The 26,515-nt window shown below is 62.1% G+C and carries 22 protein-coding genes and 1 pseudogene; 14 read left to right on the top strand and 9 right to left on the bottom strand.

Translation table 11 applies throughout. The features are described 5' to 3' along the window. The first annotated feature begins 16 nt into the window (after positions 1-16). From rhmD to HX823_RS18925, 8 genes are all read left to right on the top strand, one after another. Positions 17-1,201, top strand: a complete 1,185-nt coding sequence (gene rhmD / locus HX823_RS18960; RefSeq protein ID WP_038844028.1) for an L-rhamnonate dehydratase — start codon at positions 17-19, stop codon at positions 1,199-1,201. Positions 1,202-1,211: 10 nt separating this feature from the next. Further along, on the top strand, positions 1,212-2,012 hold the full coding sequence (locus HX823_RS18955) for an HpcH/HpaI aldolase/citrate lyase family protein (protein ID WP_177076025.1): 801 nt from the start codon (positions 1,212-1,214) through the stop codon (positions 2,010-2,012). A gap of 11 nt (positions 2,013-2,023) precedes the next feature. Then, positions 2,024-3,457 carry an aldehyde dehydrogenase gene (gene aldA / locus HX823_RS18950; protein ID WP_177076023.1) on the top strand — a complete coding sequence of 478 codons (1,434 nt, stop codon included), beginning with the start codon at positions 2,024-2,026 and terminating at the stop codon, positions 3,455-3,457. 70 nt (positions 3,458-3,527) lie between these two features. Continuing rightward, the gene (locus HX823_RS18945) at positions 3,528-4,403 is read left to right on the top strand and encodes an amidohydrolase (RefSeq protein ID WP_177076021.1); all 876 of its coding nucleotides are present in this window, start codon (positions 3,528-3,530) and stop codon (positions 4,401-4,403) included. Continuing rightward, on the top strand, positions 4,403-4,723 hold the full coding sequence (gene rhaM, locus HX823_RS18940) for an L-rhamnose mutarotase (protein WP_177076018.1): 321 nt from the start codon (positions 4,403-4,405) through the stop codon (positions 4,721-4,723). The genes HX823_RS18945 and rhaM overlap by 1 nt, the downstream gene beginning before the upstream one ends. Positions 4,724-4,763: 40 nt before the next feature. Further along, positions 4,764-5,822, top strand: a complete 1,059-nt coding sequence (gene rhaT / locus HX823_RS18935; protein ID WP_177076015.1) for an L-rhamnose/proton symporter RhaT — start codon at positions 4,764-4,766, stop codon at positions 5,820-5,822. Positions 5,823-5,849: 27 nt separating this feature from the next. Continuing rightward, a complete protein-coding gene (locus HX823_RS18930) occupies positions 5,850-6,620 on the top strand; it encodes an SDR family NAD(P)-dependent oxidoreductase (protein WP_177076013.1) in 771 nt (256 codons plus the stop codon). A gap of 186 nt (positions 6,621-6,806) precedes the next feature. Continuing rightward, positions 6,807-8,129 (top strand): carbohydrate porin, encoded by a 1,323-nt coding sequence (locus HX823_RS18925; RefSeq protein WP_177076011.1) that lies wholly within the window; start codon positions 6,807-6,809, stop codon positions 8,127-8,129. Here HX823_RS18925 and HX823_RS18920 read toward each other — a convergent pair. Beyond that, positions 8,126-8,740, bottom strand: a complete 615-nt coding sequence (locus HX823_RS18920) for an LpxA family transferase (protein ID WP_177076009.1) — start codon at positions 8,738-8,740, stop codon at positions 8,126-8,128. The two genes, HX823_RS18925 and HX823_RS18920, sit on opposite strands and share 4 nt — an antisense overlap. 115 nt (positions 8,741-8,855) lie before the next feature. Between HX823_RS18920 and HX823_RS18915 the strand changes: the two genes are divergently transcribed. Continuing rightward, positions 8,856-9,821 carry a threo-3-hydroxy-L-aspartate ammonia-lyase gene (locus HX823_RS18915; RefSeq protein WP_177076007.1) on the top strand — a complete coding sequence of 322 codons (966 nt, stop codon included), beginning with the start codon at positions 8,856-8,858 and terminating at the stop codon, positions 9,819-9,821. Then, positions 9,818-10,198, top strand: a complete 381-nt coding sequence (locus tag HX823_RS18910) for a RidA family protein (protein WP_177076005.1) — start codon at positions 9,818-9,820, stop codon at positions 10,196-10,198. The genes HX823_RS18915 and HX823_RS18910 overlap by 4 nt, the downstream gene beginning before the upstream one ends. On the opposite strand, the gene HX823_RS18905 is transcribed toward HX823_RS18910, so the two are convergent. Then, positions 10,186-10,812, bottom strand: coding sequence for a transcriptional regulator (locus HX823_RS18905; RefSeq protein ID WP_177076003.1), 627 nt, complete (start codon positions 10,810-10,812; stop codon positions 10,186-10,188). The two genes, HX823_RS18910 and HX823_RS18905, sit on opposite strands and share 13 nt — an antisense overlap. 106 nt (positions 10,813-10,918) lie before the next feature. Here HX823_RS18905 and HX823_RS18900 point away from each other — a divergent pair. Continuing rightward, positions 10,919-11,985, top strand: a pseudogene (locus tag HX823_RS18900) (DSD1 family PLP-dependent enzyme). Between the two features lie 108 nt (positions 11,986-12,093). Here the strand turns inward: HX823_RS18900 and HX823_RS18895 are convergent. The 7 genes from HX823_RS18895 to HX823_RS18865 all read right to left on the bottom strand — a co-directional run bounded on the left by HX823_RS18895 (position 12,094) and on the right by HX823_RS18865 (position 21,657). Continuing rightward, positions 12,094-13,707, bottom strand: a complete 1,614-nt coding sequence (locus tag HX823_RS18895) for a GMC family oxidoreductase (RefSeq protein WP_038849011.1) — start codon at positions 13,705-13,707, stop codon at positions 12,094-12,096. A 27-nt stretch (positions 13,708-13,734) separates the two neighbouring features. Further along, complete coding sequence (locus tag HX823_RS18890) at positions 13,735-14,952, bottom strand: mandelate racemase/muconate lactonizing enzyme family protein (RefSeq protein ID WP_061436746.1); 1,218 nt, start codon at positions 14,950-14,952, stop codon at positions 13,735-13,737. Position 14,953: 1 nt separating this feature from the next. Further along, positions 14,954-16,261, bottom strand: a complete 1,308-nt coding sequence (locus tag HX823_RS18885) for a nitrate/nitrite transporter (RefSeq protein WP_177076001.1) — start codon at positions 16,259-16,261, stop codon at positions 14,954-14,956. A 76-nt stretch (positions 16,262-16,337) separates the two neighbouring features. Continuing rightward, a complete protein-coding gene (gene aldA, locus HX823_RS18880; RefSeq protein WP_038849015.1) occupies positions 16,338-17,762 on the bottom strand; it encodes an aldehyde dehydrogenase in 1,425 nt (474 codons plus the stop codon). A gap of 122 nt (positions 17,763-17,884) precedes the next feature. Then, positions 17,885-19,330 carry a mechanosensitive ion channel family protein gene (locus HX823_RS18875; protein ID WP_177075999.1) on the bottom strand — a complete coding sequence of 482 codons (1,446 nt, stop codon included), beginning with the start codon at positions 19,328-19,330 and terminating at the stop codon, positions 17,885-17,887. Positions 19,331-19,508: 178 nt separating this feature from the next. Further along, positions 19,509-20,375 (bottom strand): pirin family protein, encoded by an 867-nt coding sequence (locus HX823_RS18870; RefSeq protein WP_177075997.1) that lies wholly within the window; start codon positions 20,373-20,375, stop codon positions 19,509-19,511. 76 nt (positions 20,376-20,451) lie between these two features. Continuing rightward, entirely contained in the window at positions 20,452-21,657 is a 1,206-nt protein-coding gene (locus tag HX823_RS18865; RefSeq protein WP_177075995.1) for a multidrug effflux MFS transporter, read from the bottom strand. Positions 21,658-21,760: 103 nt separating this feature from the next. Between HX823_RS18865 and HX823_RS18860 the strand changes: the two genes are divergently transcribed. The 3 genes from HX823_RS18860 to HX823_RS18850 all read left to right on the top strand — a co-directional run. Next, positions 21,761-22,867: an efflux RND transporter periplasmic adaptor subunit gene (locus HX823_RS18860; RefSeq protein ID WP_177075993.1), complete on the top strand. Its 1,107-nt coding sequence runs from the start codon at positions 21,761-21,763 to the stop codon at positions 22,865-22,867. A gap of 2 nt (positions 22,868-22,869) precedes the next feature. Next, a complete protein-coding gene (locus HX823_RS18855) occupies positions 22,870-25,953 on the top strand; it encodes an efflux RND transporter permease subunit (RefSeq protein ID WP_177075991.1) in 3,084 nt (1,027 codons plus the stop codon). Between the two features lie 128 nt (positions 25,954-26,081). Beyond that, a partial coding sequence (locus HX823_RS18850) for a hypothetical protein (RefSeq protein ID WP_177075989.1) occupies positions 26,082-26,515 on the top strand: 434 nt, incomplete at its 3' end.

The following is a 26,515-nucleotide window of genomic DNA, read 5'->3' as shown; positions in this document are numbered from 1 at the left end:
CGCCAGGAGTCACATCATGGGTCATCTCACCATCAAACACGTCCGCGCCTTTGTACTGCGAGGCGGCGGCGCCGATTACCACGACCAGGCCGATGGGCATTGGATCGACGACCATATTTCCACGCCGATGAGCAAGTACCCCGAGTACCGCCAGAGCCGCCGCAGCTTTGGCATCAACGTGCTCGGCACCCTGGTGGTGGAGATCGAAGCCAGCGACGGCACCGTCGGTTTCGCTGTGACCACTGGCGGTGAACCGGCGGCTTACATTGTCGAGAAACACCTGGCGCGCTTTCTCGAAGGCGCCCGCGTCACCGACATCGAAAAAATCTGGGACCAAATGTACCAGTCCACCCTGTATTACGGGCGTAAGGGCCTGGTGATCAACACGATTTCCGGCGTCGACCTGGCCTTGTGGGACCTGCTCGGCAAAATCCGCCAGGAACCCGTGCACCAACTGCTCGGCGGCGCGGTGCGTGATGAGTTGCAGTTCTACGCCACCGGCGCGCGCCCGGACCTCGCGCAGAAAATGGGTTTTATCGGCGGCAAAATGCCCCTGCACCACGGCCCCAGTGAAGGCGAAGAAGGCCTGCGCAAGAACCTCGAAGCGCTGGCGACCATGCGTGAACGGGTCGGCCCTGACTTCTGGCTGATGCTCGATTGCTGGATGAGCCTGGATTTGAACTACGCCACCAAGCTGGCGATCGGCGCCCATGAGCATGGCCTGAAGTGGATCGAAGAAGCGCTGTCCCCAGACGACTATTGGGGCTATGCCGCCCTGCGCAGCAACGTGCCCAAAGGCATGTTGGTGACCACCGGTGAACACGAAGCCACCCGCTGGGGTTTCCGCATGCTGCTAGAGATGGGCTGCTGCGACATCATCCAGCCCGACGTCGGCTGGTGCGGCGGTCTCACCGAACTGGTGAAAATCTCGGCGTTGGCGGATGCGCATAACGCAATGGTCGTGCCCCACGGTTCGTCGGTGTACAGCTATCACTTTGTCGCCACCCGCCATAACAGCCCATTCGCCGAGTTCCTGATGATGGCGCCCAAAGCGGATGAAGTGGTGCCGATGTTCCACCCGCAATTGTTGGGCGAACCGGTGCCGGTAAATGGCCGCATGCGCTTGTCGGCGCTGGACAAGCCGGGCTTTGGCGTTGACCTGAACCCGGACTGCCAACTGCACCGTCCCTACAACCGCTGAGGAACCCGCCATGAACATGCCCCGCAATGGCTTCAAGGCCGCCCTCGCCAAGGACGCCACCCAATACGGCATCTGGGCCGGTTTCGCCACCGGCTACGCTGCCGAGATCGTCGCCAGCCTCGGATACGACTGGATGCTGATCGACGGTGAACATGCTCCCAACACAGTTCCGAGCGTCCTCAACCAGTTGCAGACGGTCGCGCCGTACAGCACCGCGCCCGTGGTGCGCGCCGTCAACAGTGACGCCAGCCTGATCAAGCAACTGCTCGATATCGGCGCTCAGACCTTGATGATCCCCATGGTCGAAACCGCCGAACAGGCCCAGGCCCTGGTGCGTGCCATGCGTTACCCGCCCCACGGCATCCGTGGCGTCGGCGGCGGTCTGACCCGCGCTACGCGCTGGGACGGCGTGGACAACTACCTGACCACCGCCCATGAGGAGTTGTGCCTGATCGTGCAGGTGGAGTCGCGCCTTGGCGTGGAAAACGTCGCCGCGATTGCCGCCGTAGAAGGCGTTGACGCTGTATTCATCGGCCCCGCCGACCTGTCCATCGGCCTGGGTCACGCCGGCAACCCCGGCCACCCAGAGGTCCAGGAGCGCATCAAGCACGCCATCGACGCCACCCTCGCCGCCGGCAAAATCAGCGGCATCCTGGCGCCCAACGAAGACGATGCACGCCGCTATCAGGCCTGGGGTTGCCGCTTTATCGCGGTGGCCATCGACATCAGCCTCCTGCGCCAGAGTGCCCTGGCCACCCTTGCCCGCTATCGTCCTGCCGCCGAAACGAAAGCGCCTTCGCGTACTTATTGAGGAACCTGCCCATGTCATCCGTTCCCGTTTACCAGAATTTCATCAATGGCCGCTTCAGCTCCAGCGAAGCGCACATTGACGTGCTCAACCCGGCCACCGGCGCCTTGCTGTCGAAGGTACCGGCGTCCACCACCGCCGAGGTCGACCAGGCCCTGGCCGCCGCACGCCAGGCGCAAAAGATGTGGGCACGCAAACCCGCCATCGAACGTGCCGGCCACCTGCGCCGCATCGCCGCCAAGCTGCGCGAGAACGTGGCGCATCTGGCGCGCACCATCACTCTGGAGCAAGGCAAAGTCAGTGGTCTGGCGGAGGTGGAAGTGAATTTCACCGCCGACTATCTCGACTACATGGCCGAGTGGGCACGACGCATCGAAGGCGAGATCATCACCAGCGACCGCCCCAATGAAAATATCTTCCTGTTCCGCAAGCCGTTGGGCGTGGTGGCCGGCATCCTGCCGTGGAATTTCCCGTTCTTCCTGATCGCGCGCAAAATGGCGCCGGCGCTGCTCACCGGCAACACCATCGTGATCAAGCCCAGCGAAGAAACCCCGAACAACTGCTTCGAGTTCGCCAAGCTCGTCGCCGAAACCGACCTGCCCGCCGGGGTGTTCAACGTGGTCTGCGGTGACGGCCGGGTCGGCGGCGCGCTCACGGCGCACACAGGCGTCGACATGATCAGCTTCACCGGCAGCGTGGCGACCGGCTCGCGGATCATGACGGCCGCCGCACCGAACATCACCAAGCTCAACCTGGAACTGGGCGGCAAGGCACCGGCCATCGTACTGGCAGATGCCGACCTGGAGCTGGCGGTCAAAGCCATCCGCGATTCGCGCATCATCAATACCGGCCAGGTGTGCAACTGCGCCGAGCGGGTGTACGTGGAGCGCAAGGTTGCCGACCAGTTTATCGAACGCATCAGCGCAGCCATGTCCGCCACCCGCTATGGCGACCCTATCGCCCAGGCGGACGTGGAAATGGGCCCGCTGATCAACCGCCAGGGCCTGGACAGCGTCAACCGCAAAGTACGCACCGCCCTGAGCCAGGGCGCAACGTTGGTCAGCGGCGGGCAGATTGCCGACTTGGGTGCGGGTTTTCACTTCCAGCCGACGGTATTGGCTGGATGCCGCGCCGACATGGAGATCATGCGCGAAGAGATCTTCGGTCCGGTGCTGCCGATCCAGATCGTTGACGACCTCGACGAAGCCATCGCCCTGGCCAACGATTGCGACTACGGCCTGACGTCGTCGATCTACACGCGCGACCTGGGCAAGGCCATGCACGCGGTGCGCGAAATCGACTTTGGTGAAACCTACGTCAACCGTGAGAACTTCGAGGCCATGCAGGGCTTCCATGCCGGCGTGCGCAAATCCGGCATTGGCGGTGCCGACGGCAAGCACGGCCTGTATGAGTACACCCATACCCATGTGGTGTACCTGCAAAGCTGAGCTGGTTAATCGGGGCCGGGCGCGCTAGCGTGCTGGCCCCTCCGAATTTGCTTTTGATAAGGACTGCGTCATGCCCCTGACTGCCTACAGCGGCCCGATCATCGACAGCCATTTGCACCTGTTCGACCCACGTCGCCCCGAGGGCATTCCATGGCCTGAACCCGGTAACCGGCTGTATGCCGCGCACCTGCCGGCGGATTACTGGGCCCTGGCCGCGCCGCACAATGTGGTCGGCGCGATTGCCGTGGAAGCCAGCCCGTGGCGCGACGATAACCGCTGGCTGCTCGACACCCTGCGCAGCGAACCGCGCATGCTCGGCTTTGTCGGCAACCTCGACCCGCTGCACGCCGACTTCGCCAACGACCTCGACGCGTTGACCAATGAGCCGCTGTTTCTCGGCCTGCGCTACGGCAATCTGTGGGATCGCGACCTGCTGCAAGACCAGGCGCGCCCAGGCTTTATCGACGGCCTGCGCCAACTCGCCGCCAGCGGCCGTGGCCTGGACAGCGCCAACCCGAATCCGCGTCTTGTCAAAGGCCTGTTGCAGTTGAGCGATAGGCTGCCCGGGCTGCGCATCATCATCGACCACCTGCCCAACGCCCAGGTGCCATCAGGCGAAGAGGCGGCCTATCACGCCGACCTCCTGCGCCTGGCCGAACGCCCGAATGTGTTCGCCAAACTGGCGGAGATTCCCCAGCTCGGCCCTCAAGGCTTGATCACCGACACGGCGTTCTACAACGATCGCTTGGCGGTGTTGTGGGAAGCCTTCGGCGAAGACCGCTGCTTCTTCGGCAGTGACTGGCCCAACAGTGATCACCTCGCGGATTTCGCCGCCACACTGGGCCTGGTCAAGCGCTGCGTTGCCGGTAAACCCGAGGCGGTACAAGCCAAATTCTTCCTGCACAACGCGGTGCGAATCTATACGCCCAGCCATGGAGCGCCGTGATGCAGACCCGTGCCTTTCGCATGAACCTCAACTCCGGCCAGGCCGATGAATACCGCAAGCGCCACGACGACATCTGGCCCGAACTGGCCCAGGCGCTGCTCGATGCGGGTGTGGTGGATTACCGGATTTTCTTCGATGAACCGGGCAATGCGCTGTTCGCCGTGCTGACCCACGAAGACGTCCACGGCCTGGATGAACTGCCCGGTACAGCACTGATGCAACGCTGGTGGGCCTACATGCAGGACATCATGCCCAGCCACGCAGACGCGTCGCCGATCAGTGTTGACCTGCTGCCCATGTTCCAACTGACGCGCCCCTGATCCAACCGACGCACAACAACAATAAAAAGGATTCGACTACGTGGAAATCATTCTCCTTGGTGTGATTCTGCACTTTATCGGCGGCTTCGCTTCCGGCAGTTTCTACATCCCTTACAAGAAGGTCCGCGGCTGGGCCTGGGAAAGTTATTGGATCACCGGCGGCCTGGTGTCCTGGCTGATCGTGCCGCTGATCGCGGCGCAACTGACGGTGCCCGGTTGGGTGGAAATCCTGCGCAACGCAGACACCAGCACCCTGCTCTGGACCTACCTGTTCGGCGTATTGTGGGGCATCGGCGGGCTGACATTTGGCCTGACCATGCGCTACCTCGGCTTGTCCTTGGGCATGTCGCTGATCATGGGCCTCACCTCGGCCCTCGGCGCATTGATGCCGGCGCTGTACCGCGACCTCTTCACCAGCGAAACCGAAGGTACGCTGACCTCGATGCTGGCTTCGCAAGGCGGGCATTGGGTGTTGTGGGGCGTGGCCGTATCGCTGGTCGGTATTGCAGTGTGCGGCAAGGCCGGGCTGATCAAGGAACGGGAAGTGTCCCAGGCGGTGAAGTTCGCCAGTGTCAGCGAATTCTCCCTGGGCAAGGGCATGCTGGTGGCGGTGATTTCCGGCGTACTGAGTGCGTGTTTCAGCTACGGCATTTCCGCCGGACGACCGCTGGCCGCCGCTGCTGTAGAGCACGGCGCCAACAGCCTGTTCCAGAACAACGTGACCTTCATGGTGATCATGTGGGGCGGCCTCACCACCAACGGTATCTGGTGCCTGTGGCTGAATTGGCGCAACCGCACCTTCCATAACTACACCGACCGCAGCACCCCGCTGCTGGGCAACTATCTGTTGGTGGCGATTGCCGGCACCCTGTGGTTCCTGCAGTTTTTCTTCTACGGCATGGGCGAAAGCCGCCTGCAGAACGACGCCAGCTCCTGGGTACTGCACATGTCATTCATCATCATCGTGTCCAACTGCTGGGGCCTGTATTTCCGCGAATGGCACGGCACCAGTGCCGCCAACAAAGCCGTGCTGGTGGCGGGTATCGCGGTGATCCTCGGTGCGATCGCCATGGTCGGCTACGGCAATTATCTCGGCTGATGCCGCTTATTTTTGAAGGAGAGTTTTATGTTGCTTGCAGACAAAACCGTGATCATCACCGGCGCCTCCCGTGGTATCGGCCGCGCCGCCGCCCGTGAATGCGCGCGCCAGGGTGCCCGCGTGGTGATCGGCCATAGCGGCAGCGGCCAAGGCACCGAGGCGGCGTATTCGTTGATCGAGGAGATCAAGGCCTTCGGCGGCCAGGCCATCGAAGTGGGTGGCGACGCCGCCGACCCAGACACCGGTGACAAGCTGGTGGCCGGCGCAGTAAAAGCCTTCGGCAGCGTCGACGTGTTCGTCAACAACGCCGGCATCTGCCCGTTCCACTCGTTCCTCGACATGCCCCGCGAGGTCTACCTGAAAACCGTCAACACCAACCTCAATGGCGCCTACTTCGCCGTACAGGCAGCGGCCAACCAGATGAAAAACCAGAGTCGCGGCGGCGCGATTATCGCCGTCAGCTCCATCAGCGCCCTGGTCGGCGGCGGCATGCAGACCCACTACACACCCACCAAGGCCGGCCTGCATTCGTTGATGCAATCCTGCGCAATTGCCCTGGGGCCGTACGGCATTCGCTGCAACTCGGTACTGCCGGGCACCATCGCCACCGACATCAACAAGGACGACCTGGCCGACGAGGAAAAACTCGCCTACATGACCTCACGCACGCCGTTGGGTCGCCTGGGTGAGCCGGACGACATTGCCGGCCCGATTGTCTTCCTCGCGTCCGACATGGCGCGCTACGTCACCGGGGCCTCGCTGCTCGTCGACGGTGGCTTGTACGTAAACCTCCAGTAACACACCGCTCCTCCAACCACCACAGTTCCAATGTGGGAGCGGGCTTGCTCGCGAATGCAGTGTGTCAGTCACCGGATTCATGCCTGAACCACCGCTTTCGCGAGCAAGCCCGCTCCCACAGGGGCCTCTGTGTGCCTGAAGTTCGAGTTCCACCCCAATAAAAACAACAATCCAAGGAGCTTTTCCATGCGCATCACCCTACCCCTGGCCCTGCTCTGCAGCGCCATGTCGACCTGCGCCTTCAGCGCCGGTTTACTGGACCCAAACTCCCCCGCCATGCTCGGCGACTGGAACGGCCTGCGCCCGCAACTGGCCGAGCAGGGCTATGACTTCACCCTCAAGTACGTCGGCGAAGTCGGCTCCAACCTCGGCGGTGGCTACAACTCGCATACCACGGCACGCTGGAGCGACCAGTTGATTCTCGGTGTGAACATGGACCTGCAAAAACTGCTCGGTTGGCAAGACGCTACCTTGCGCATCGGCATCGGCGAGCGTCACGGCAAGGACATCACCAACGACCGCGTGCACCAGCCCAACGCCACTGGACTGACCTCCACCATGGAAGTGTTCGGCGGCGGCAATGCCTGGCGGCTCTCGCAGTTCTGGTACGAGCAGAAATTCTTCGAGCGCAAATTCGCCTTGAAACTGGGGCGCTTCGGCCATGGCGAAGACTTCGATCAGTTCCCCTGCGAATTCCAGAACGTGACCCTGTGCGGTTCCCAGGAAGGCAACTGGAATGGCGTGTGGAACAGCTTCCCCATCAGTCAGTGGGCAGTGCGCGCCAAGTACCAGTTCACCGACGAGTTTGCGGTACAGGTCGGAGCCTACGACAAGAACCCCGGCAACGCCGAAGCCAGCAATGGCTTCAAACCCTTCATCAGCGGCTCCCAGGGCACCAGTTTTCCCATCGAAGCCATCTGGAAGGGCCGGGTAGCTGGGCTGAACTCCGAATACCATGTGGGTTACTACTATGCCAACGCCGACACCAAGGACATGCTCAAGGACGCCGACGGCAACTTTGCCGCCAGCTCGCAAAAGCCCTATCGGATGTATTCCAGCAACGACGGCTGGTGGCTGTCGGGCCAGCAGCAGTTGACCACGGTCGACGGCAACAACAAGCGCGGGCTCAACGTATTCGCCAACCTGACGATGAATGACCCGGACAAGAGCGTGATTAAAAACCTGATTCAGGTCGGCCTGATCTACCGAGGCCCGTTCGATTCACGCCCAGACGACACTTTTGGTATTGGCGCGTCGAAACTGCAGGTCAGCGACCGCTACACCCGTAACACGCAGATGCTCAACGCCGCCAATGGCGTAACCGCTACTGATGACCCGCTGTACGTGCCCGAGCAGCGCCGCGAGTACAGCTACGAGATCAACTACGGCGTGCAGGCGACTAAGTGGCTGATGGTGCGGCCCAACCTGCAATACGTGAAGTATCCCGGCGGGCTGACGCAAACCACCGGTGCGGTGGTCGGCGGCGTGCAGTTTATTGCCGACTTCTAGTCTTTCTCTGCATCAAACACCTGCCCGCGCCCCACCACGCTGGCAGGCTTGAGTAGCGCACCTGGCGCCAATACCGCATTGGCGCCGATCCGGCACTGGTCACCGAGCAGCGCACCAAACTTGTCGCAACCAGTGCGTTGCAATGCCCCGTCCACTCGTACCGACACTTCTTTGTCATCGCGCTCATTGCGGTAGTTGGCGACGATGCTCCCCGCTTCCAGGTTGATCCCCTGCCCCAGCACCGAATCACCGACAAAGTTGAAGTGCGCCAGCTTGCTGCCGCTGAACACGAAGGACGTCTTCAACTCGGCGCCGGGACCGATGATGCAGTGTTCATCCAACCAGCAACCGCCACGCAGCAGTGAACCGCTGGCGATAAAACAGTGGGCACCGATGATCAGTGGCGGCTTGAGCAAGGCACCTGCTTCGACCGTGGCGGTACGGTGAATGGCGATTTCATCCTGAATGAGGTACTCGTCGGCTGGCAGTTCGGCCAACAGTTGGCGAACGATGGCGGGTGCCTGGCTGACCAGGGCCCAAGGCGCCAGGTCGGCCCACGGCGCAAGGCAGGATTGAGAGATCGGGGCGATGTAATCGGTAAGTCGGATCAACGTGTAATCCTCTAACGGTCAGAGAAGCCCGAAACGCTAACATGCACACACGAACCTTTACTATTTGTCTTGTTATGGATATTTTATCTAGACAAGCCACTGAGGTCCGTTCCCCATGCATTTGCCGACTTACCAAGACGTCATCGCCGCCGCCCAACGTTTGGAAGGCTTCGCCCACCACACGCCGGTATTCACCTCACGCACCCTCGATGCGCTGACCGGTGCCCAGGTGTTCATCAAGTGTGAAAACCTGCAAAGGGCTGGCTCGTTCAAGTTTCGCGGTGCTTTCAACGCGTTGTCGCGCTTCGATGATCAGCAGCGCAAGGCCGGTGTGGTGGCGTTTTCCTCCGGCAACCACGCTCAGGGCATTGCCCTGGCAGCGCAGTTGTTGGGCATACCGGCGACCATCGTAATGCCCACCGATGCGCCGGCCGCCAAGATTGCGGCCACCCGCGACTATGGCGCCCGGGTGGTGCTGTATGACCGTTTCACCGAAGACCGCGAGCAGATCGGCCGTAACCTGGCCAGCGAACACGGCCTGACCCTGATCCCGCCCTATGACCATCCACACATCCTCGCCGGGCAAGGCACCGCCGCCAAGGAACTGCTGGAGAACACCGGCCCTCTGGATGCGTTGTTCGTCGGCCTCGGCGGCGGCGGCATGCTCTCGGGCACCGCACTGAGTACCCGCGCCCTGGCGCCCGACTGCCTGCTGTATGGCGTCGAGCCCGAAGCCGGCAATGACGGCCAACGCTCGTTTCGCAGCGGCAGCATCGTGCATATCGACACACCGGCCACCATTGCCGATGGTGCGCAGACTCAACACCTGGGCGACTACACCTTCCCGATCATCCGCGACCAGGTGAACGACATCCTCACCGTGTCGGATGCCGAGTTGGTCGGGGCGATGAAGTTCTTCATGCAGCGCATGAAACTGGTGGTGGAGCCTACCGGCTGCCTGGGGTTGGCGGCATTGCTCAACGAAGGTGACCGGTTCAAGGGCCAACGCGTGGGGATTATCGTCACCGGTGGCAACGTCGATATCCAGAAGTATGCCGCGCTGCTCAGCGAGGCCTCATGAAGATCATCCAGACGCCCAACGCCGCCAAGCCCGCCGGCCATTACTCGCAGGCCATCCGCCACGGCGACACGTTGTACATCTCCGGGCAATTGCCGGTCAGTCCGGATGGGCAGCACAACCTGTCGGTGTCGTTTGCCGAACAGGCCCGGATAACCTTGAACAATCTGCTGGAGATCTTGAAAGCCGCCGGCGCCACGCCAGAGGATTTGGTGAAGGTCACGGTCTATGTGGCCGGCGTAGAACACTGGCCTGCATTCGATAGCGTGTACGCCGCCGCGCTGGGCGACCACCGCCCTGCCCGCGCGGTGGTGCCGGTGCCCGAGTTGCATCACGGGTATCTGGTGGAGATTGAAGCCGTGGCGCGCTACTTGGCGTAGGTGTAGACCGCCGCGCGCGACACGCCCAAGTGGGAAGCCACGGTTTCCATGGCCCGGCGAATATCCAGGCAGCCTGAGTCTTTGAGTTCCTGCATCAGCACACGCCGGTCCGCCGTCTTCAACGCACGCGGGGTGGTGGCCAGGCGGGCGGCGAACTGGTCGATACGCGCACGGATGACGTCGGCACCGGAAGGGTCCAGGGATTCGATGAGCTTATCGCCGCTGACCGAGCCGAACTGCTCGAGCATGCCCTGCAAGCCACGGAACAATGAGAGATCGACGTTCATGCACAAGGCCGCGACGTACTCGCCACCCACGCCCTTGACGCCAATCGAGGTGCTCTTGACCTGGCGACCGTCGCTGAACTGGTTCTGGTAATTGGCGATGACTTGCGGGTAGTCCGGGTCGGCAATCCGCGCCAGGCCCAACTCGGTGGTCGGGTCTCCCGGTGCGCGTCCGGACAGGTTGTTATGGATGGCCAGGATCGAGTGCTGCGGGTCGCGCAAGTCGTGCAGCACCACTTCGCAGAACGGGCTGAAGGTCTTGCTCAAGCCTTCGGCAATCTGTTCGAGCTGGCTGATCAGGTGAGTATCGTTGGGAGAGGTGTTTTTCATGCAAGACAACATATCCAGTCCTGGACAGGGCGTCAATTTCAGCGCCGTCCCCTCTAGTGGAGTTGCAACTTTGGACACGCCAGCAGCACTGATCGATATCGAGAAAATGCAGCGCAATATCCAGCGCATGCAACAGCGCGCCAACAGCCTGGGCGTTCAGTTGCGCCCCCATGTCAAAACCCACAAGTGCGCTGAAGTGGTAGCGGCGCAGATCGCAGCGGGCGCGCGTGGCATCACGGTTTCGACCTGAAGGAAGCCGAGTATTTTTTCGACTTGGGCATCCCCGACATCCTCTACGCCGTGGCCATGGCCCCACACAAATTGCCCCAGGCTCTAGCGTTGCGTCGTCGGGGTTGCGCCTTGACGCTGATCACCGACAGCCTGGCCGGCGCCCAGGCCATCGTTGATTTTGGTCGCGAGCATGGCGAACGCTTTGCGGTGATGATCGAGATCGACTGCGACGGCCATCGCTCCGGGGTCAAGCCACACGACCCGCTGTTGCTGGACATCGCACGCCTGCTCGGTGACAGCCTCACGGGCGTGCTGACCCACGCCGGTGAAAGCTACGGCCTGGACACGCCTGACGCGCTGCAAGCCATCGCGGAGCAGGAGCGTGCGCGGTGTGTCGAAGCAGCCGAACGCATCCGTGCGGCTGGGATGCGTTGCGCGCAGGTCAGCGTCGGTTCGACACCCACCGCGTTATCCGCCCTCAACCTGGACGGCGTGACCGAACTGCGCGCTGGGGTCTATGCCTTTTTCGACCTGGTGATGCACAACATCGGCGTGTGCCGCCTCGACGAACTGGCCTTGAGCGTGTTGACCACGGTGATCGGGCATCAACCGGAAAAAGGCTGGGTCATCACGGACTCGGGCTGGATGGCGATGAGTCGTGATCGCGGCACGCAATCGCAGAAACAGGACTTTGGTTACGGCCAGGTCTGCGATGAGCGCGGTAAGCCGATTGAGGGGCTGCTGTTGAGCAGCGCCAATCAGGAGCATGGGGTGGTGCAATTCCAGGGCGGTGATGTGGATGTGATCGCACAATTTCCGCTGGGCATGCGCCTGCGTATTTTGCCCAACCATGCCTGTGCCACGGGGGCGCAGTTTGGCAGCTATCACGCCCTGCTGGACAATGGCGACAGGCAGGTGTGGGAACGCCTACGCGGCTGGTAACCGAGACCCTTGTAGTGAGCGAGCTTGCTCGCGCTGGAGTGCGCAGCGCTCCCTTTGTTTTTGGGGCCGCTTCGCAGCCCGGCGCGAGCAAGCTCGCTCACTACAGGGTCAGTGGGCATCCTCCAGGATCAAATCCGCGCCCTTCTCCGCCACCATCAACACCGCCGCATGGGTATTGCCCGACGTCACGTTGGGGAAGATCGACGCATCGACAATGCGCAGCCCTTCCAACCCATGCACCTTCAAGCGCTTGTCCACCACCGACACCTGCGGGTCCGAGCCCATGGCGCAGGAGCCGCACAGGTGGTAGATCGAGCCGCTGTTCTCGCGGAAGTATTGCAGCATCTGCTCATCGGTCTGCACCGCCGCGCCGGGTAGCACCTCGGCCACGGTGATGCCCTTGAGGGCTGGCGCCTGCATGATCTTGCGCATCAACCGACTGCCCTGGATCACCTCGTCGATGTCCTTCTGGGTGCTCAGGTAGTTGGGGTCGATCAAGGCCGCATCCCGTGGGTTTTTCGACGCAATGCGGATGGTGCCCCGGCTGGTCGGCCGGCACGGGTTGAAGCACAGCAGGAAGCCGGAATACGGCTCGGGCTTGAGGCTGGCCTTGTTGTTTTTCGGGATCTGGTACGACAGCGGGTTGAAGTACAACTGCAGGTTCGGGTCCTTCTGTTCGTCGTTACCACGAAAAAAGCCGCCGGCCTGGTTGACGCTCATCGCCAGCGCGCCCTTTCGGGTCAGCAGGTATTTCAAACCGAGCTTGAGCTGGCCGAACAGCGAGCTGAGTTCGTCGTTCAGCGTCGGGATGTTGGCCTTGTAGTAGTAGCTGGCGCACAGATGGTCCTGCAGGTTTTCGCCCACTGCCGGCAGGTGCTTGACCAACGGGATGTTGTGTTCAGCCAGCAGGTGCTGGTCGGCCACACCGGACAATTGCAGGATCTTCGGCGTGTCCACCGCGCCGGCACACAGGATTACTTCCTTGCGTGCCGTGAAGGTGCGTGTCACGCCGTGTTGGGTGACGGCAATGCCCGTGGCGCGTTGCTGATCGTCGAACAGCACGCGATCCACCAACGCATGCAATTCCACCGTCAGATTGGAACGGCCGAGCGCCGGGTGCAGGTGCGCAAAGCTGCTGGAACAACGCTCACCATTGCGCGTATTGACGTCATACAAACCGGCGCCTTCGAAGTTCGGGCCGTTGAAGTCGTCGCTGTGGGCATAGCCCAATTGCTCGCAACCCTTGAGGAACACGTCGCAGATCGGGTGGGTCTGGCCCTTCATCGGCGTGATGCTGATGGGGCCACTGCCGCCGTGGTACTCGGTGTCGCCCAGCGGGTGGTTTTCCAGCTTGCGAAAGTATGGCAGTACGTCCGCAAAACCCCAGCCGTCGTTGCCGTTGGCGGCCCAGTCATTGAAATCATGGGCCTGGCCGCGCACGTAGATCATGGCGTTGATCGAGCCCGAGCCACCCTGCACTTTGCCGCGCGGCGCGTAGATTTCACGCCCGGCCAACTGCTTTTGTGGCTGGCTGTAGTACATCCAGTTGAAGGTCGGGTTGTAATACATCTTGGCGAAACCGACCGGGATCTTGAACCACCAGGAACTGTCCTTGCCGCCGGCTTCCAGCAACAACACGGTGTGTTCGCCCGAGGCGGACAACCGGTTGGCCAGGATGCAGCCTGCGGCGCCAGCGCCGGCGATGATGTAGTCATATGTCATTCACGGTTACCGCATCAGTCGTTTTTTTTAGCCCTTGGCGGGCGAAGTGTCTTTCACGTCAGCCGGGGTCGGCGCCATTTGCAGGTGCAGGCGTTCCCCGGTGTACGGCGTGTGCTTGCGCACCACGTCCATGTTCAGTTCAACCCCCAGGCCCGGTTCGGTGGACGGGATGATGTAGCCGTCCTCCCATTGCAGCGGCTTGGTCAGTACTTCGGCATGGAAACCGCCCCAGGTCATGATGCTTTCCTGGATCAGGAAGTTCGGGGTGCACGTGGCCAGCTGAAAGCTCGCCGCTGCGCCAATCGGCCCGTTGTACAAATGCGGGGCGATTTGCGCGTAGTAAGCCTCGGCCATGCTCGCGATTTTCTTCGCCTCCAGCAGCCCACCGCAGCGCGCCACGTTCATCTGCAGGATCGACGCGCCGCCGGCCTGCAGCAGCTTGAAGAACTCATACTTGGTGGTCAGGCGCTCGCCGGTCGCAATCGGGATACTGGTCTTGGCCGCGACCTGGGCCATGGCGTCTTCCTGGCCTGGCGGCACCGGTTCCTCGAACCACAGCGGGTCGTATTTTTCCAGGCGCTTGGCCAGGCGGATCGCCGACGAAGGCACCATCTGCCCGTGTGTGCCGAACAGCAGGTCGCACTTGTCGCCCACCGCTTCACGGATCTTGCGGCAGAAGGTCTCGCAGCGCTCCAGCACCTCAAGGGAGATCTGGTGGCCCGAATACGCGGTGTACGGGCCGGCCGGGTCGAATTTCACGGCGGTGAAGCCTTTGTTCATGTTCTCGATGGCGCACTCGGCGGCCAGGTCCGGGTCGTCGTAGTCGTACTCGCCCTGACTGTTGACCGGGTACAGGTAGGTGTAGGAACGCAGACGCTCGTTGACCTTGCCGCCGAGCAGCTCGTAAACCGGCTTGTTGGCGGCCTTGCCGATGATGTCCCAGCAAGCCATTTCCAGGCCACTGACCACGCCCATCATGGTCAGGTCCGGGCGCTGGGTAAAACCGCTGGAATAGGCCTGGCGGAAGAAACGCTCGATGTGATGCGGGTCGTGGTTGAGCAGGTAGCGCTCAAACACATCCTCGATGATCGGCAGCATGGCCTTGGGGCCGAAGGTGGCGGCGTAGATCTCGCCGACGCCTTCGATGCCGCAGTCGGTCTTGAGCTTGACGAACAGCCAGTACATGCCGCCGATGTGCGGCGGCGGGACAGCAACGATATGGGTTTCAAGGGCGACGATTTTCATCTCAGGCACCTGTCTGGTTGAATTTTTTACGGTTGATTCGGGCGCGCAGGGTCAGGGCCGCTAGGGTGCCGAGCACGCCAATGAAGGCGATGTAGCCGAAATACAGGTTGTAACCGGCCTTGCCTGGGTAGGTGTCGGTCAGGTAGCCGTTGATCAGCGGGATAAAGGTGTCCGGCAGGTAACCCACCACCGAGACAATGCCGATGGCCAGGCCGGTGATGCGCAGCGGAATGTCGCAGCTGTCGAGGATCGCCCAGTACAGGCCACGGATCGCGTAGGTCATCAACCCGATGAAGATCACCGTGCCGATCAGCAGGCCCAGGCTGTTGAACGCCGGGAACACGATCAGCCCGACCATCGCCAGGGTCACCAGCGCCAGTGCGACGATCAGCACCGAAATATTCGAGAATTTATCCCCCAGCCAGCCGCCGCCGATGCCACCGATGGGACGCATCCACAGCTTGATGGTGGTGATGGTGCCGGCCATCACGGCGGTCATGCCGCTGCCTTGCAGGTAGTCGGAGAAACTGTAGGTGGCCCAGAACATGTGGTAACCGCAAAACACGATGGCGGTCACCAGCCACAGCTCGGGGATTTTCACCAACGTGGTCAAGTCGGCGATGAGGTTGAACTTGCCCTTCTCCACCGCCGCTGTCTCCGCCATGGACTTGGGATCCTTGAGCAGCACCAGCACGCAGCCGATGGCGATACACACAAAGGAATACAGGTAGACCACGTGCTTGAAGCCCTCGGCCGCCGTCTCGCTGCGGCTCTCGGTGGCATAGGCGAACAGGCCCAGGGCCACGGTTGCCAACAGCGCCTCGACCAGCCCGCGACCGCCATCAAGGATGCCGAAAAAACGGCCCTGCTCGGTGTGGTGCGCGATCATCTTCACGCGCTTGAGCACCGAGGCCCAGAACGTCAGGCCGGTGGTCAGGCCCCAGCAACCGAAAATGATCATCAGGCCGCTCATCGACGGCACCGTCGAATACCACAGGCCCAACCCACCGGTGGCAACCAGCGAGAAGAAGATCAGGAAGCGTGGCGGCAAGCGGTCGGCCAACCAGCCACTGGGCAAGTAACTGAGCAGGAAGATCGTGCCGAGCATGGAATACAGATAGCCCAGCTCACTGTGGTTGATGTGGAACACGTCGAGCATGGTGGTCTGGTAGACCTGGCGCAGGTAGAGGATCGGGTAGATCGCCCCTGCGGCCAGCACCAGCAACATCAATTGGAAATAGCGACTGGCGGTGTCATTTGCCGCGGGCACGGCAACAGGAACCTGGGCAACGGGTGCAGGCTTGGACATCATTCGGACCTCAGGCACCCGATGCACGGGTGCCCCGATAATTGTTTTTATTAAGGGTGTCGCGGGTGTGCGTGGATCAGTACTTCATGACCACCAAGCGGGTCTGGGTAAATTCAAGCATCCCGTGCTTACCGTCATCGCCGCCCAGCCCTGAGCGTTTCCAGCCGGCGTGGAAGCCCTGGTACGGGTCCGCCGGTGTGCGATTGACGTACAACTCGCCGGCTTCGATGGCATTCGCCACTTTCATCGCCGTGCGGTAGTTCTCGGTGTAAAGCACCGACGACAGGCCGAACTGGTGGTCGTTGGCCATGGCCAGTGCTTCATCGATGTCGCGGTACTTGAGCACCGGCAGTACCGGACCGAAGATTTCCTCCTGGATGATCTCCATGTCCTGGCGGCAGCCGCTGAGCAGGGTCGGCGGGTAGAAATGCCCTGGACCTTCAGGCAGCACGCCGCCCACTTCCAGTACAGCACCGGCGGCGACAGCGCGCTCGACCATGGCGTGGATATTCTGTCGCGAGCTGGCGTTGACCAACGGGCCCATCAGGCTGGCGTCGGTTGCGCGGTCGCCGAACTTCACGGCGCTGATCTTGCTTTTGAGCAGGGCCAAAAACGCGTCATAGATGCTTTCGTGCACATACACGCGCTCCACCGCCGTGCACAGCTGGCCGCAGTGGGTGGTCTTGGAGGCAACAATGGCGCTGGCGGCTTTTTCCAGGTCCGCATCGGCCTCGATGATCGCCGGGGTCTTGCCGCCCAACTCCAGCGAGGGCTTGGCGATGTTGGCCTTGCAGTAATCCAGCACAATGCGCCCAGCATTCACGCTGCCGGTGAGGGTAATCAAACCGACCGCCTTGTGGGTGCAGACACTGGCGGCAGTGGCATGGTCCATGGTCAGGATATTGATGACGCCGGCTGGAATTCCGGCCTTGACCACGGCCTTGGCGATTTCAAACGCCGACAGCGGCGTGTTGTTGCTCGGCCGCACCACCACGGTATTGCCTGCGATCAGCGCCGGGGCGATCTTGCGCAACAGGGTGTAGACCGGGTAGTTGAACGGGATCAGGCAAGCCACGACGCCAATCGGCTCGCGTTGCAGGAACAGGTTTTCGTCCGGGGTATCGCTGGGGATGATCTCGCCTTCGATCCGGCGTGCCCATTCGGCATGGTAGCGGGTGATCTGCGCGGCGTAGCGCGCTTCGTTGCTGGCGTCACTGACGCTCTTGCCCGACTCGCTGGCCAGCGCCGTGCCGATGGCTTCAGCGCAGCTGTCCAGGGCATCGGCAAAGGCACGCAGGTGTTCGGCGCGTTCGATACTGGTGAGTTTGCCCCAGGTTTTCTGAGCGATGGCGGCGGCGTCGACGGCGGCAATCGCCTCCTCGGCGGTGGCAGCGCTGACGTGGCCGACCAGGGTTTCGGTGGCCGGGTTGTAGACGGCGATCAGTGCGTCACTGGCAGGTTCGACAAAGTGACCGTTGAAAAAATTGCGCTCGAGTTGCATGTGGTTCGCCCAACGTTGTTGTTATCCGAGTGACATGCAGTCTTGTCATCGGCCAGCCGTTGGACAAACGATTTATTGCGTGGGGTAACGTGCGAAAAACGCAGGTTAGTCGGTTTTTACCCTCAGAGCCCGCGTTGGCGCAGCCACTGCAGGAAGCCCTTCTTCACGGGGACCACGGGCGCCTCCTGGGTCAAGGCCTGCGCGGCGTGCAGGCGGAAATCCAGCAGGGTCTTCATGGCTTCGCTGATGTCATGGCGCGCATCCAGGCACGGCTTCAAGTATTCCTTCTCGATGCGGTACAGGGTGCAGAAGGTCTTGGCCGAAAAATCCGCCAGTGCGGCCTGGTCCGACAGAATCCCCGCCTCACCGATCACCTCCCCTGGCCCCATGCGCCCGGCTTCGAACTTGTGCCCGCCCTTGGTCAGCATCACCGAGATCACGCCGGACTCGACGATAAACAAATGATCGCTGACCTCCCCGGCCGGCAGGATCATGTCGCCGGCGCGGTAGGTGTGCAGGGTCATATTCTGGCTGAAGGTGTCTTTCTCCTCCTGGCGCAAGGTGGAGAAAATCGACGAACGCTCCAGCAATGCGCGTGCCGCGGACATGGCCGCAAGCGCGCTGCTTTCCGTGGCCGAGAGCAAGCCGACACCCGCCGCTTGCAGGTGACGGAAGGCCAGGTCGTAAAGCTGGTTGCGCACCTCGCGCTTGAGGGCCATGGCCGGTACAAAACCGCTGATTTCATATTCGACGCCGCCACTGGCGGACGTTTTGAACGCCACACTCGGCGCCGGCTTGCCCAGTAGCGGCCGACAGCCTTGCATCGCCCGCTCCAGCGCCTCGATCACCGTTTGCGGGCGCGCATGCGGGCTGACTTGCAGGCTGACCGACAGGCCGAACATGTCCGCCGGGCGCGAGAAGTTGATGATCTTGGCCTTGGCCGCCAGGGAATTGGGGATCACTGCCAGGCTGCCCTGGGAGGTTTGCAGGCGCGTGGCGCGCCAGTCGATGTCGGTCACCCGGCCTTCGGTGCCGTCGATGGAGATCCAGTCATCGATCTGATACGGCTTGGTGGTGTTGAGCACGATCCCGGAAAACACATCGCTCAACGTGCTTTGCAGTGCCAGGCCGACAATGATCGCCACCGCGCCGGACGTAGCGAGCACGCCCTTGACCGGCAGGTCGAGTACATAGGCCATGGCGGCGATGATCGCGATCAGGAAAATCACAGCGCCGACCAGGTCCTGCAACAGGCGCCCGGTGTGACCGACCCGCTGCATCATCACCGCGCCAAGCAATACCGTCAGCGTGCGCGCCGCGAACAGCCACCAGCCGATCTGCAAGGCGGTGGCCGCCAGGTGCAAGGCAGTGTTGTCCGCATAGGGCGCCACTTGCATGGGGTTCATGCCGTCGTTGAACAGCACGGCGCTGTACACGGCAAAGATCGCCAACCGCGCCGCGAGCTTCCAGTTGGCGAGGTTGACGGAAATAAGGCGCCACACGGCGATGTCGATAAAGATCAGCGCCAGGGCGCACAGCATCGGGTGATCAGCGATAAATGAGGGCATCCAGGCGACTCCAAGGTACATGCCGAGAAGATCGCATGAATTGGCGGTATCGGGTATAGCGCAAAACGAAATGTGGGAGCGGGCTTGCTCGCGAATGCGGTGCGTCAGTCACAGAAACATTGACTGGCCAACCGCATTCGCGAGCAAGCCCGCTCCCACAGGGGATTACTACAAGTCGTCAGATGTGCATCTGGCCGAATTTTCCGGACTGAAAGTCCGCAAACGCCTGATGAATCTCCTGCTCGGTATTCATCACAAACGGCCCATGCCCGACGATGGGTTCGTCGATGGGTTCGCCACTGAGCAGCAACACCTTGGCGTCGTCATTGGCCTCCAACGTCAGTTGGCGACCATCACGCTCAAACAGCGCCAATTGCCCTTGGCGCGCGACCTCCTCGCCATTGACCAAGACCGTGCCGCGCAGGATCACCAGGGCGGTGTTACGTCCTTCGTGCAGGTCCAACGTGACGGGTTTGCCGACGTTGAGGCGCAAGTCCCACACGTCGATGGGCGTAAACGTACGCGCCGGGCCTTGGGTGCCAGCAAAGTCACCGGCAATCAGGCGCAGTTGCCCGGCACCGTCGGCCAGTGGCAGTACCGGAATGTCGCCATCGACAATCGTCTGGTAACCGGCGTCGGCCATTTTGTCCTTGGCCGGCAGGTTGACCCACAATTGCACCATCTCCAGCGCGCCGCCGCTGCGGGCAAACGCTTCGGAATGGAACTCTTCGTGGAGAATGCCTTTGGCGGCCGTCATCCATTGCACGTCGCCGGGGCCGATGGTGCCACCGGCGCCAGTGGAATCGCGGTGTTCAACTTCGCCATCGTAGACGATGGTCACCGTCTCAAAGCCGCGATGAGGGTGTTGGCCGACGCCGCGACGTTGTTCGGTCGGGGTGAAATCCGCTGGGCCGGCGTGGTCCAGCAGCAGGAATGGGCTGATGTGCTTGCCCAGGGTGTCGTAGGAAAACAGCGTGCGCACCGGGAAACCGTCGCCGACCCAATGGCCGCGAGGGCTGGTGTAGATGCCGATAAGCTTTTTCATGGTGTACCTCCAAAGTGCCTACACCATAAGTCGGCTGGAGGTTGAGCACTAGCCGGCAAAAGCGGCCTGGATCGTCCTACGTATAGGACAATCCCTTGACTTGGCGCTGACGCAGCAGATGAAACGCGACAAAGGCCGTCAGCGCAAAACACGCCTGGATAATGATCATCGGCGCGGCACTGCCATCGCGCAGTTGGCTCAGTAACACACCGCTGCAGGTGGCGCCGAACATCTGTGCAAACCCCATCAGACCAGCCGCCAGACCGGCGCGGTTTGCGTTGGGCATGACGCCCCCGGTGACCGAGCCCGGCAACACCAGGCCGCCGCCAAGCGTGACCAGTGCAATCGGAATATCCAGGCCGAGTACCGACAGGCCAAACAGTGCATAAATGACCAGCGCGGACACACCGCCGACGGCGACCATCGTCACGCCCATCGCCACAATCCGCTGCGGGCCCAGGCGCATGATGTTGCGTCCGGTGTAGGTGGAACCGACGATCAGCATCGACACGATCAGCCCGAAATTGATGCCGTACTCAAGTGTGCTGAAGCCCAGCAGATTGATGAACACCGCCGAAGAACCGGCGATCACCGCGAACATCGCGCCGTAGGTGCACGCCAAGGCCACGGCGAACGCACGGTATTGGCGGCCCTTGAGCAGATCCAGGTACTGCCCGCCGAGGGTGCGCCAATGACCGGCCTTGGGATCGAGGAAGTGGTTGCTCTCGCGAAAGAACAGCAAGGCCAGCAGTAACACCACGCTGCCAATCACCAGCGCCAGGACGATCGGTGCGTGCCAGCCGAACAGTTTGATCAACAGGCCACCGACCATCGGTGCCACCACAATGGCGTAGAGCATGCCGATCATGGTCAGGGCCAGTGCGGGCCCCGCCTCGGCCTTCCACACATCCCGCACCACCGTGCGTGCGAGTACCAACGCGGCGCAGGCGCCCAGGCCTTGCAGCACGCGGGCGGCGATGAACTGGTGGATGTCGTGGACCAGCAGCATCGACAAGGTCGCCAGCACGTACAGCACCAAGCCGCCGATCAACACCGGGCGCCGGCCAATGCGGTCCGACAGCGGGCCGAACAGCAACTGCCCAAGGCCGAAAGCAGCCACAAAGGCCGACAGCGCCATCAGTGCCGAACCGGCTGGCGCCGCGAGTGCCTGCTCGATGGCGCCGAGGCCGGGAATGATCAACTGAGTTGAAACCTCACCCAGTGCCGTCAGGGCCACCAGTAAAAACAACAGGCTTCGCGAGGGGACCGGGACGTTTTTCATGGGGGGTATCCGGGGGGCTGGATTAATTTATATTTCGACCATAATATGCGTAAAAAATTATGTCCATAATTTTTTGCCCAATGGTTACCCCCCGGAGCCCGCCATGCACCCTCTTCCCTTGCGTCTTCTCACGCCCTTCGCCCTGTTGATGGTCCTCAACGGTTGCAACAGCAAGGCCGACACCGCCGCCGAAGTGCCTCAGCCACGCCCGGTCCTCGCCGCCAAAGTCGAAGCCGCCGGCACTCAGCAAAGCGCCTATACCGGCGTGGTCGCAGCACGTACCGAGAGCGACCTGGGTTTCCGGGTCAGCGGCAAGGTCATCGAACGCAAGGTCGACCCCGGCCAGCATGTTTCCCGTGGCGACACGCTGCTGGTGCTGGACATCGGCGACTTCGAACTGGCCCTGCGCTCGGCGAAGAACCGCGTCAACGCCGCCCAGGCGCAACTGCGCCAGCGCCGTGACGACGAAAACCGCTACCAGCGCCTGGCCAACACCGGCGCCGTGTCGCGGCAGATCTTCGACCAGTCCGCGACCAACCTGCGCGTCGCCGAAGCCGAGCTGGCCTCGGCGCAATCCGACGCCAGCCAGATCGAAAACCGTCGCACCTACTCCGTGCTCAAGGCCGATGGCGACGGCATCATCACCGACGTGCGCGTGGATCGCGGCCAAGTGGTCGCCGAAGGGCAGATCGTTGCGCGCCTGGCCCATGACGGTGCCCGCGAAGCCATCGTCAACCTGCCGGAAAACCAGCGCGACCAGGCCTCCCAGAAAGCCCTGGCCTTTCCCTTCGGCGCCCCGGACCAGGCGGTGACCGCCACGTTGCGCGAACTTTCTGCCAGCGCCGACCCGACCACCCGCACCTACCGCGCCCGCTACGTGCTGCACGGTGCCGTCGACCGCTTCGCCCTCGGTTCCACCATCACCGTACGCCTGCAAGGCAACGGCCAGGCCCAGCAAACCCGCGTGCCCATTGGCGCACTGCAGGACGCGGGACAAGGCACCGGCGTGTGGCTGATCGGCGCGGACGACAAAGTCAGTTTCGCCCCGGTGAACGTCGCCAGCCTCGGCCAGGAAGACGCGCTGCTCAACAGTGGCGTTGCCCCCGGCCAGATCATCGTTGCCCTCGGCGCACACCTGTTGCACAGCGGTGACGCCGTGCGCCTGCTGCCCGCGCAAGTACTGGCCCTCAACCGCAAACAGGACAACTGAGCATGCGCGGTATCAACCTTTCGGAACTGGCGGTCAAGCATCGCGCGGTCACGCTGTTCCTGATCATCGCGATCCTGGCGGCCGGGATCTTCTCGTTCGGCAAGCTGGGTCGCGCCGAAGACCCGTCTTTCACCGTCAAGGTGATGACCATCACCGCCGCCTGGCCCGGCGCCACCGCCCAGGAAATGCAGGAACAGGTGGCCGACCGCCTGGAAAAACGCCTGCAGGAACTGGACTACTACGACCGCGTCGAGACCATCGCCCAACCCGGTTTCGTGTCGATGCGCATGACCTACAAGGAGTCCACGCGCCCCAGCGAAATCCAGGACCTGTTCTACCAGACCCGTAAAAAGCTCAGTGATGAAGCCGCGAAGCTGCCCAAGGGTGTGATCGGGCCATTCTTCAACGATGAATATTCCGATGTGTATTTCGCGCTGTACGCCCTGGAGGCCGAACACCTGCCCCATCGGCAACAGGTGCAGATGGCCGAAGACCTGCGCCAGGGTTTGCTCAACCTGCCGGGAGTGAAGAAGGTCAATATCCTCGGCGAGCAGGCGCAACGGGTGTTTGTGGAGTTCTCCTACGAGCGCCTGGCGACCCTGGGCATCAAGCCGGATCAGATTTTTGCTGCATTGGCCGCACAAAACGCCGTGGCGCCGTCGGGTTTCGTCGAGACCGCCGGGGCCCGCGCCTACATCCGGATCGACGGTGCGTTCGACAGCCTGTCGCTGATCGAAAACGTGCCACTGGAAGTCAATGGCCGCGTGTTGCGCATCGCCGATGTGGCCACCGTCAGCCGTGGTTATGAAGATCCGCCCAGCTACCGCATCCGTCACCAAGGCGACCCGGCGTTGATGCTGGGCGTGATCATGGAGAAACACTGGAACGGCCTTGAACTGGACAAGAGCCTCAAGGCCCAGGAAGCCAGGATCCAGGCCGATTTGCCGCTGGGCGTGAACTTTGCCAAGGTCTCCGACCAGGCGAAGAACATCAGCTTGGCCGTGAATGAGTTCATGCTGAAATTCTTCGTCGCCCTCGCGGTGGTGATGGTGATCAGCCTGTTGGCCCTGGGTTTCCGCGTGGGCCTGGTGGTGGCAGCAGCGGTGCCGCTGACCTTGTCGGTGGTGTTTGTGATCATGCTGCTGACCGGGCGTGAATTCGACCGCATCACCCTCGGCGCGCTGATCATTTCCCTGGGTTTGCTGGTGGATGACGCGATCATCGCCATCGAGATGATGGTGGTGAAGCTCGAGGAAGGTTTCGACCGTATTCACGCCGCCACCTTTGCCTGGAGTTCCACGGCGGCGCCGATGCTGACCGGCACGCTGGTCACCATCATCGGCTTTCTGCCGGTGGGGTTTGCCCGTTCCGGTGCCGGGGAATATGCCGGCAATATCTTCTGGATCGTCGGGTTTGCGCTGATCTCGTCCTGGCTGGTGGCCGTGGTGTTCACGCCTTACCTGGGCGTGAAACTGCTGCCGCAGATCAAGCCTGTGCCGGGCGGCCATGATGCAATCTATGCCGGGCGTTACTATCAGAAACTGCGCAGCGTGGTCGAAGCCTGCGTGCGTGGGCGCTGGCTGGTCACCGGCCTGGTAGTGGCGGCGTTTGTGCTGTGCGTGCTGGGCATGGGCGTGGTGAAGAAGCAGTTCTTCCCCAACTCCGACCGTTCAGAGTTGATTCTTGAGGTGTACATGCCGCCCGGCAGTGCCTTCAAAAGCACCGAAGCGGTGGCCGCGCAGCTGGAAAAAGCCCTGCTGCAAGAGCCGCAAACCACACTGGTCGACACCTATGTGGGCGGCGGCGCACCGCGCTTCTTCCTGTCGCTGAACCCCGAACTGCCGGACCCGGCATTTGCCAAGCTGATCGTGCAAACCCCGGACTCCCACGCTCGCGACGCGTTGAAACTGCGCATGCGTGAACGCATTGCCGCCGGTGAGTTTCCGGCGGCGCGGGTGCGCGTGACGCAGTTGCTGTTCGGCCCGCCCGTGCCGTTCCCGGTGGTGTTCCGTGTGTCCGGCCCCAATGTGGATGTGCTGCGCGGCGTCTCCGAAGAGGTGCGCAAAGTGGTCGCCGCCAACAAGCTGACCAAGGACGCCTTCCTCGATTGGGGCGAGCGCACCAGCGGTTATCGCCTGGTGCTGGATCAAGACCGCCTGCGTTTGCTAGGTTTCACGCCCAATGAGGTCAAGTCCCAGCTCAATGCCTTGCTCAGCGGCAACCCGATCACCGAAGTGCGTGAAGGCAACCGCACCGTCTCCGTCGTCGCCCGCGCCCAGGGCAGCCAACGCGAAGACCTCGGCAACCTCAACAACATGACCCTGACCAACAGCGCCGGTACTTCAGTGCCATTGGCCCAGGTCGGGCATTTCCAGGCGGTGATGGAAGAACCGATCCTCAAGCGCCGCAACCGCGCGACCACCGTGGAAGTGCGCGCCGACATCATCGACGGCGTACAACCGCCCGACGTGGAAATGGCCGTGTACAAAGACCTGCAACCGCTGATCGCCAAGCTGCCCGCCGGTTACCAGATCGACATCGGCGGTCCGGTGGAAGAAAGCGCCAAGGCCAACGTCGCCCTGGCCGCGCTGTTCCCGATCATGATCCTGCTGACCCTCACGGTGATCATGTTCCAGGTGCGCTCGTTCGGCGTGATGTTCATGGTCTTCGCCACGGCACCGCTGGGCTTGATTGGCGCGGTGCCGACCTTGCTGCTGTTCAACCAGCCGTTCGGCTTCAATGCGATCCTGGGCTTGATCGGGATTGGCGGGATCCTGATGCGCAACACGCTGATCTTTACCGACCAGATCCGCCAGAACCAGGAGCACGGCATGGCGATTCGAGAGGCCATCGTCGAAGCCACGGTGCGGCGTGCAAGGCCGGTGATATTGACCGCGCTGGCGGCGGCGCTGGCGTTTATTCCGCTGACGTTATCAGTGTTCTGGTCGTCCCTGGCCTATGTGCTGATTGGCGGGGTGTTGGTGGGCACGCTGTTGACGCTGTTGTTCTTGCCGGCGCTGTGCAGTCTGGTGCTGGGGCGAACGCGCACAAAAGCTGCTGAAACCTCCCACGTGACAGCGGGATAAGCTCTACAGATATCATCTGAAAACCTCTGCAAAGTCCTTCGCCTGATCACACAGTGCGAAGGATTGCAGATGAAATTTCTATCGGGTGCGTCGGCTTTCTGGGCATCAGCTGCAGGGAGTCGGCGCCGATGACCCACCCCTCCCACATTGCCCTTATCGAATTTGAGCTGGATGGCTTCCATCAGAGCCTGGTGATTTATCGCCAGCAGATGGACGCGTGGTATTCGCGTGCGCTGGATTCGGTGAGCCATGGGCTAGACATGCCGTCGCTGCTGGGGATGGATCGGGTGTTGCGGGTGGGCGATTCGCAGCGGGCGGTGAGTATTGCGGATGCCGAGTTTTCCACCGTGGCCCAGTGCCCGGTGGGCGGCGAGCTGAAGATCGAGAGCCTGTTCGAGTCGGTGTATGACGTGCCGATCGGCAACATCCCGGTGGAGGTGATCGGGCTGGATGACGGCAGTTCCATCGTGATCATGCTGGATGAACAAGGCAAAGGCTCGCACCACTGCGCGGCGGGCGGGCGCTATCAAGTGCGGGTGCAAGGGGGCGTTTCTACTGAGCA

The organism is Pseudomonas sp. P7759, assembly GCF_013386445.1.
GTDB lineage: Bacteria > Pseudomonadota > Gammaproteobacteria > Pseudomonadales > Pseudomonadaceae > Aquipseudomonas > Aquipseudomonas azotoformans_A.
This window is presented reverse-complemented; position numbering and strand designations above follow the sequence as displayed.

Excerpts from the sequence above, each read along its gene's own strand:
- rhmD (WP_038844028.1), top strand. The coding sequence starts at position 17 with ATGGGTCATCTCACCATCAAACACGTCCGCGCCTTTGTACTGCGAGGC.
- HX823_RS18955 (WP_177076025.1), top strand. The coding sequence starts at position 1,212 with ATGAACATGCCCCGCAATGGCTTCAAGGCCGCCCTCGCCAAGGACGCC.
- aldA (WP_177076023.1), top strand. The coding sequence starts at position 2,024 with ATGTCATCCGTTCCCGTTTACCAGAATTTCATCAATGGCCGCTTCAGC.
- HX823_RS18945 (WP_177076021.1), top strand. The coding sequence starts at position 3,528 with ATGCCCCTGACTGCCTACAGCGGCCCGATCATCGACAGCCATTTGCAC.
- rhaM (WP_177076018.1), top strand. The coding sequence starts at position 4,403 with ATGCAGACCCGTGCCTTTCGCATGAACCTCAACTCCGGCCAGGCCGAT.
- HX823_RS18930 (WP_177076013.1), top strand. The coding sequence starts at position 5,850 with ATGTTGCTTGCAGACAAAACCGTGATCATCACCGGCGCCTCCCGTGGT.
- HX823_RS18925 (WP_177076011.1), top strand. The coding sequence starts at position 6,807 with ATGCGCATCACCCTACCCCTGGCCCTGCTCTGCAGCGCCATGTCGACC.
- HX823_RS18915 (WP_177076007.1), top strand. The coding sequence starts at position 8,856 with ATGCATTTGCCGACTTACCAAGACGTCATCGCCGCCGCCCAACGTTTG.
- HX823_RS18910 (WP_177076005.1), top strand. The coding sequence starts at position 9,818 with ATGAAGATCATCCAGACGCCCAACGCCGCCAAGCCCGCCGGCCATTAC.
- HX823_RS18905 (WP_177076003.1), bottom strand. The coding sequence starts at position 10,812 with ATGAAAAACACCTCTCCCAACGATACTCACCTGATCAGCCAGCTCGAA.
- HX823_RS18895 (WP_038849011.1), bottom strand. The coding sequence starts at position 13,707 with ATGACATATGACTACATCATCGCCGGCGCTGGCGCCGCAGGCTGCATC.
- HX823_RS18890 (WP_061436746.1), bottom strand. The coding sequence starts at position 14,952 with ATGAAAATCGTCGCCCTTGAAACCCATATCGTTGCTGTCCCGCCGCCG.
- HX823_RS18885 (WP_177076001.1), bottom strand. The coding sequence starts at position 16,261 with ATGTCCAAGCCTGCACCCGTTGCCCAGGTTCCTGTTGCCGTGCCCGCG.
- aldA (WP_038849015.1), bottom strand. The coding sequence starts at position 17,762 with ATGCAACTCGAGCGCAATTTTTTCAACGGTCACTTTGTCGAACCTGCC.
- HX823_RS18875 (WP_177075999.1), bottom strand. The coding sequence starts at position 19,330 with ATGCCCTCATTTATCGCTGATCACCCGATGCTGTGCGCCCTGGCGCTG.
- HX823_RS18870 (WP_177075997.1), bottom strand. The coding sequence starts at position 20,375 with ATGAAAAAGCTTATCGGCATCTACACCAGCCCTCGCGGCCATTGGGTC.
- HX823_RS18865 (WP_177075995.1), bottom strand. The coding sequence starts at position 21,657 with ATGAAAAACGTCCCGGTCCCCTCGCGAAGCCTGTTGTTTTTACTGGTG.
- HX823_RS18860 (WP_177075993.1), top strand. The coding sequence starts at position 21,761 with ATGCACCCTCTTCCCTTGCGTCTTCTCACGCCCTTCGCCCTGTTGATG.
- HX823_RS18855 (WP_177075991.1), top strand. The coding sequence starts at position 22,870 with ATGCGCGGTATCAACCTTTCGGAACTGGCGGTCAAGCATCGCGCGGTC.